Source organism: Chamaesiphon sp. VAR_69_metabat_338 (assembly GCF_031423935.1).
Classification (GTDB): Bacteria; Cyanobacteriota; Cyanobacteriia; order Cyanobacteriales; family Chamaesiphonaceae; genus Chamaesiphon.
Window position 1 is genome coordinate 1 of the sequence record NZ_JANPGM010000512.1, and the last position, 7,206, is coordinate 7,206.

Genomic DNA, 7,206 nt, shown 5'->3' on the forward strand with positions numbered 1-7,206 from the left:
TATAGTCCTTTTAGTGATTATTCAAATCATCTCGAATCATTAAGTAACGGCCGCCCAGTCTACAAAATACTATTATCATTACGTTCTGTACAGCCATCGCCTCAATTATATGGTTTTTATCCTATTAGCTACGAAATCTTATTTCAGAAAGTATTAGCTAATATTGGTCTATGCTTCTTGACTTCACACGAACCTCATGCAACATTTTTAAAAGACTTCATTCAAACTATTCAAAACTTACAAAAAACAACTGATATGGATCTGCAAAGATTAGAATATTTTCGGAACAATCAACAAAGTATTTCCGCTTTGCTTGAGGAAGTAGACGGATTTCGCAAGGACATGCGAATGAAAATACAGCAGTTGAAAGAGGTCATTGATTTAGAGGGTATTGCTTATCCTGTCCAATCTGGTCTATGGAGATCGTCAAAGGATTTGATAGATGTCATCTGGTATACAGTTAAAATCGATGAAGCACTATTGTGGATACAGTTTGATGTTTATTTAACACCAGTAGGCTGGAAGATTCACTTCTGGAATCGAAAAGGCAGCCGCAAGCAAGTCGAGCAATGGCTTCAAAGTAAAAGAATTGAAGTTGTTGAAACAAATACCGGAAATATTTGGAGACTTGTTTACAATGGTACCGAGAATACCAAGCTATATGAAGCAGAGCTAGAAGACGTAAGAAGATGGACACTTGATATGTTTGAGAGACTAACAACAACTACATCTACCGTCGATCGATCCATCGACCTGAATACCAATTTCGTAACATCAAGTTCGGCGATCGATACCGTTGCTCTGCTGAATTGAATCGAAACCTCGATCGCCCAGAAATAGCAAGCCTTCTAGCCATCATTTAGAGCTACACGTACCCCCCTAAATGTGATAAAATTGAACTAGCGAATTAGTACAATTATCAAGCTGGACGGAGCATTCCATGACTACTTCCCAAGAGCGAATCGTCCCTACAGATCTAAGACTTGAGATGTCTCGCTCTTATCTGGAATACGCCATGAGCGTAATCGTAGGGCGAGCACTTCCCGATGCCAGAGATGGCCTCAAACCAGTCCACCGCCGCATTTTGTATGCGATGCACGAACTGGGGTTGACAGCCGACAGGCCGTTTAGAAAGTGCGCGCGGGTAGTCGGGGAAGTCCTCGGTAAATACCATCCTCACGGCGATACCGCAGTGTATGACGCCCTAGTGCGGATGGCACAAGATTTTTCGATGCGCAATCCGTTGATTAACGGACACGGTAACTTTGGTTCGGTCGATAACGATCCGCCAGCGGCGATGCGGTATACCGAGTGTCGTCTGCAAGCCTTGACGATGGAAGCGGTATTACGGGATATCGAAGCCGAAACAGTTGACTTTGCTGATAACTTTGACGGTTCGCAACAGGAACCAACCGTCATGCCAGCGCGGATCCCCCAGCTATTGCTCAATGGTTCTTCGGGGATTGCCGTGGGGATGGCGACAAATATTCCGCCCCATAACTTGGGCGAATTGATCGATGGGGTGGTGGCCTTGATTGCCAATCCAGAGATTACGGATATGGAATTGATGCAGTATATTCCTGGCCCTGATTTCCCCACGGGAGCGCAGATTCTGGGTACGGGGCCGATCAAAGAAGCTTACGCAACTGGGCGCGGTTCGATCGTCATGCGCGGGGTGGCGAATATTGAAACCTTAGAATATAAAGGCCGACCCGATCGCGAAGCGATTATCATTACTGAGTTACCGTTCCAGACCAATAAGGCAGCTCTGATCGAACGGATCGCTGAAATGGTCAACGATCATAAGTTAGAGGGGATCTCGGATATTCGGGATGAGAGCGATCGCGATGGGATGCGGATCGTAATCGAACTCAAGCGGGATGCTTATCCGCGCGTCGTGCTGAATAATCTCTACAAGCAGACGCCAATCCAAACCAACTTTGGTTGCAACATGTTGGCGTTGGTTAATGGCGAACCCCAATTACTCACCCTCAAAAAATTCCTGACGGTGTTCCTCGATTTCCGGATCGAGTCGATTACCCGCCGGACTCGGTATGAATTACGTAAAGCCCAAGAGCGCGATCACTTGCTTGAAGGTTTACTAATCGCTCTAGCGAACTTAGATGCGGTAATTCGGCTGATTCGGGCGGCAGCAGACTCAGCTACTGCCAAACAGGAGATGATCGAACGGTTCCAATTGACCGAATTTCAATCCGATGCGATTCTCCAGATGCAACTGCGGCGGCTGACAGCTCTAGAAGCTGACAAAATTCGCCTAGAGCATGACGAACTCACCGTCAAAATTACCGATCTGCTCGATATTCTCGCGCGGCGGGAACGGATTTTAGAAATCATCCAGACTGAAATCGCCGAAATCAAAACTACTTTTGCCACTCCGCGCCGGACGCTGATCGAGCATAGTGAAGGCGATCTCGACGATACCGACCTAATTGCCAACGAAAAATCCCTAATTCTTGTCACCGAGCAGGGTTATATCAAGCGGATGCCCGTCAGCACCTTTGAAACTCAAAGCCGTGCTACGCGCGGTAAAAAAGGTACGGGGATGAAGGAAGAAGATGCGATCGAGCATTTCCTCACCTGTTGCGACCACGATACGATCTTGCTATTTAGCGATCGCGGGGTCGTGTATACGGTCAAAGCGTATCAAATTCCCGTCTCTTCCCGCACGGCGCGGGGGATTCCGATCGTCCAAATGTTGCCGATTCCCCGCGAGGAAAAGATCACCTCAGTGGTACCCGTGAGCGAATTTCTCGATGATGAATACCTGATCATGCTCACGCAGAAGGGTTTTATCAAAAAGACGGCACTGAGCGCATTTGCCAGCGTTCGCGCTAACGGTCTGATCGCGATTTCCCTCGAAGAAGGCGATAGCCTCCGGTGGGTACGTCGCGCTAAAGAAACCGACAGTGCGATTATCGGCACCCGCAACGGCATGACGATCCATTTCCGCACCGATCGCGATCAACTGCGACCCTTGGGACGTGCCACTCGCGGCGTCAAATCGATGTCGCTCAAGAAGGGTGACGAGCTGATTAGTATGGATATCTTACCGAGCCAAGTCATCGCGCAGATGGTAGCGGCGAGTGAAGATCCGGGTGTCGAAGATATCGATGATACCGTGGCTGAAGATGTGGTCGTGCCCGCCGGTGAAGGGCCGTGGATTCTGGTCGTGACTACTGGCGGACTCGGCAAGCGGGTACCAGTGACGCAATTCCGCCTCCAAAATCGGGCGGGGATGGGCGTACTCGCGATCAAGTTCCGCAAAAAAGGCGATAAATTAGCCGCTCTGCGCGTCGTCAATCCCGATGAGGAGATGATGATCGTCACCAATCGCGGGATTATTATCCGGCAAGCGATCGATGCAATTTCCTCGCAATCGCGGATGGCGACTGGGGTACGCGTCCAGAAGCTCGATGATGATGATGCCATCATGGCAGTCGCAATCGTCCCTGCCTCGAATGGGGAAGAGGATTTACTCGATGATGCGATCGATGTAGAAGCAGTCGAAGCAGAAGCCTAAATTTCTAGATTCGATCGATATTAACGTTCAGCTAGCAGCTAGATCCCCGACTTCTCCAAGAAGTCGGGGATCTGGTTTAGATCGATCGGAAATGGAATCCGATTGCCGAAAACAAGAGCTAGAGCGGATGTGTCCGATCGTTGGCGTGGGGGCTTCGGCGCGTGGATTGACAGCATTTACCAAATGACTCGAACACCTGCCAACGGATACCGGGATGGCATCCCCCCAAATCGCGAACTGGGATCTACACAGCGGGAGCGATGGTAGGAGTTAGTGCCGATCGATTGCGCCGCTTTTTTGTAGCAGTAGAGGGTGGCGATCGAATTGCTAAACCCGTCCGCGCATTGTGCATCTTTGCCAAGCAAAATTTGATTGCCGATCCGCCCTTTTCACACCTCGATCTGATTAGCTGTCGGAATGTGTTGATTTATTTGCCCCAGTAGACAAGAAATCCAAGATTTATCTTTGCCAAGTGGCTCCGCGTAGCCCCTATTTAAGATTTAATAGTAGCGAGCGCACCCTAGTAAAAGTGAAGCCCATGCTGCCGAGTGATGAAGATAGTCAGAGCGATCGAGATTTGCTCCAATCGGTCGATCGGATCGTCATCGATCGGTATGCACCAGTCGGTGTGACGATCGACAACGACATGAATATCGTCCAATTTCGCGGCCAGACGGGCAATTATCTCGCACCGCCGACGGGCAAACCCAGCTTCAACCTGTTCAGAATGGCCAAACCAGAACTAGCGATCGAACTGCGCGCTGCCGTTCATCAAGCCAGACAACAGCAGGAAATCGTGCGCCAGGAAGGTCTTCAGGTGAAAACCGCCGATGGCGTGAAAACGATCGCGATCGAAGTAATTCCCTTTAATATGGGTACCGCCCGACCCTATTTACTAGTCTTATTTCAGGAGTCGGCGGTCGCCATCGGAGCCAATCCACCCGTCACTGGCGAGTTGCCACCAGCCAATCGAACCGTACTAGAGCAAGACAATACCCGACTCCAACAAGAATTAACCACAACGCGGGAATATTTAGAGTCAATTATTGAGGAGCAGGAATCTACTAATCAAGCTCTGCAAGTAGCAAACGAAGAAATTTTATCGAGTAATGAAGAGCTACAAAGTACGAATGAAGAGTTAGAAACCTCGCAAGAAGAGTTGCAAGCAACAAACGAAGAGTTGCACACGATTAATGAAGAACTTAACAGCCGCAATAGCGAACTCAATTATATTAATAATGACCTGCAAAATTTATTGAGCAGTATTAATATTCCGATTCTGATCCTCGATGGCGAGTTGCACATTCGTCGCTTTACCAACTTGGCTCAACAAATTTTCAACCTAATTCCGACAGATTTGGGACGACCATTTAGTGATATTCAACCCAATATTGCCATTCCCGATTTGGGTGTATCGATCCAGACAACGATCAATACGCTGACGATCGTCGAACGCGAGGTGCAGGATCGGGCAGGACATTGGTATAGTTTGCGGATTCGACCCTATCGGACGAGCGATAATCGGATCGATGGCGTGACGATCGGTTTAATCGATATCGATACGTTCAAGCGCAGTGCGGCGATCGTCGAAGCCGCGCGGGATTATGCCAATGCGATCGTCGAAACCGTCCGCCAACCCCTGCTCGTTTTAGATGCTAACTTGTGCGTAATGCGCGCCAATCAATGTTTCTACGAATCTTTCGGGTTGCCACCCGATCGCACCGAGCGGCAATCGATCTTTGAGTTGGAGCAACGGGTGTGGGATCTGCCCAGTTTGAGATCTTTACTGGCAGCCGTGCGCGATCGCGATACCGATTTTCAAGACTTCGAGATGACTCAGACACTGCCTTCCCAAGCATCGCGAATGCTGTTACTCAACGCGCGGAAGATTAGAGACGATCGCCAAGAACACAGCATTCTTCTATCGATTGAAGATATTACCGATCGCCGCCGTACCGAAATTCAGATTCAGAACTCTCTCACCGAAAAAGAAATATTACTGCGGGAAATTCATCATCGCGTCAAAAACAATCTCCAGATTGTTTCGAGCCTACTGAGCTTACAAAGCAATCGCATCGACAATGCCCAGGTAACTGCCGTCCTGCAAGACAGCCAAAACCGCGTCCATGCCATGGCCACAATTCACGAAATCCTGTATCGATCGCTCAATTTTGTCGATCTAGATTTTGCTGAATATATCCACATCTTAATCGACAACTTGTTCGATGCTTATATTGTCGATCGAGCGACGATTTCCGTGCGAGTAGATGTGTCACCAGACTTGAATCTCGACATCGATCGAGCCGTCCTCTGCGGATTAATTATTAACGAACTAGCCACTAATGCCCTCAAACACGGATTTGCAGGCGATCGGAGTGGTGAATTGCGGATCGACTTAATCACTAGTGATGACAATCTGCTCGCGCTATCAGTAGCAAATAACGGGCAGGAGTTATCACCAGATTTTGAGATCGGTAAAATTCGATCGATGGGGCTGAGTCTAGTTATGTCTCTGGTTAAGCAAATCAAGGGCGATCTGATAGTAAAAGCTGGAGCGATGACTGTGTTTGAAATTAAATTCCCCAGATCGGTCTAATTAGATCGTATTCATTTACAATTGTGATACGGTCAATCTACACTATAGGCATTTTTAATGGCTAAAATACTCATAGTTGAAGATGAAATTATTGTTGCCTGGGACATCAAAGAAGCCCTAGAAAAGTTAGGTCATACTGTTGTCGATTTAGCCATCTCTGGTGCAGAAGCCATTCAATCGGTGGCAAACGACCGACCAGATCTAGTGCTGATGGATATTCGCTTAGAAGGCGAGATGGACGGAATTGTCGCTGGGGCTGAAATCTATCATCGCTGTAAGATCCCAGTTGTGTATCTTACCGCTCATGCCGATGAATTTACATTAGAGCGGGCAACCAAAACCGATCCCTTCGGTTACATTATCAAACCGTTTCAGTCTCAATCTTTACAGAGCACAATTAAGGTTGCCCTCCAGCGTCATCAATCCGAAGTTCGCGCCCAGACAGCGCAGATCTCCTTGGGGAATACTCTAGAAAATATTGGTAGCGGCATTATTGTCAACGATCGACAGGGCTTAGTCACATATATTAACGCGGTCGCCCAAACGCTCACCGGCTGGGGTTCCACAGATGCCGTGGGAGTATCCGTCGATCGAATTTTCTGTCTCATCTGGGAAACGGACGGTACCCCGATCGAAAATCCCAGTCTGCGAGCGATGCGTTTAAATGAATCCGTTAAGTCACCCGATCGCTGTTGGCTGGTCGCCACAGACAAATCGGAAGTCCCTGTCGCCGATAGCGCGACGCCGATTGTCAAGCCAGATGGAGAGGTAATTGGCAGCATTATCGTTTTTCAAGACAGCACCGAGCAACTTACTACCGAAGTCGAGTTGTGGGAACGCAATGAAGATCTCACAGCTTTTCAACTCAATCTGATCTCTCAACTCCAAGCCAAGACCGCCGCAAACCAGCAGGCGATCGCCTGTATCGAGATCTTAGACCCGCTGCTGACGAACGTATGGGAGGCACCCAGCGAGAGTGCGTTGCTGGCTGGGACGATCGAACATCTGTGCGTCGCTATTGATGCCGACTATTGCTGGATCGCACTCCACGATCGCCACCACTCTAAAG

General features: G+C 48.6%; 5 protein-coding genes. All 5 read left to right on the forward strand.

Features of this window, described 5'->3' with window-relative positions; translation table 11 throughout:
- A partial coding sequence (locus RMO84_RS14200) for a hypothetical protein (protein ID WP_310489102.1) occupies positions 1-813 on the forward strand: 813 nt, incomplete at its 5' end.
- A gap of 127 nt (positions 814-940) precedes the next feature.
- Complete coding sequence (gene gyrA, locus RMO84_RS14205) at positions 941-3,541, forward strand: DNA gyrase subunit A (protein WP_310489103.1); 2,601 nt, start codon at positions 941-943, stop codon at positions 3,539-3,541.
- Positions 3,542-3,801: 260 nt separating this feature from the next.
- Positions 3,802-3,984, forward strand: coding sequence for a CheR family methyltransferase (locus RMO84_RS14210; protein ID WP_310489104.1), 183 nt, complete (start codon positions 3,802-3,804; stop codon positions 3,982-3,984).
- 95 nt (positions 3,985-4,079) lie between these two features.
- Positions 4,080-6,137 carry a PAS domain-containing protein gene (locus RMO84_RS14215; protein ID WP_310489105.1) on the forward strand — a complete coding sequence of 686 codons (2,058 nt, stop codon included), beginning with the start codon at positions 4,080-4,082 and terminating at the stop codon, positions 6,135-6,137.
- A 57-nt stretch (positions 6,138-6,194) separates the two neighbouring features.
- On the forward strand, positions 6,195-7,206 hold a 1,012-nt coding region (locus tag RMO84_RS14220), incomplete at its 3' end, for a response regulator (RefSeq protein WP_310489106.1).

What these genes read in the sequence shown, in the direction of transcription:
- gyrA (WP_310489103.1), top strand. Translation starts at nt 941, where the DNA reads ATGACTACTTCCCAAGAGCGAATCGTCCCTACAGATCTAAGACTTGAG.
- RMO84_RS14210 (WP_310489104.1), top strand. Translation starts at nt 3,802, where the DNA reads ATGGTAGGAGTTAGTGCCGATCGATTGCGCCGCTTTTTTGTAGCAGTA.
- RMO84_RS14215 (WP_310489105.1), top strand. Translation starts at nt 4,080, where the DNA reads ATGCTGCCGAGTGATGAAGATAGTCAGAGCGATCGAGATTTGCTCCAA.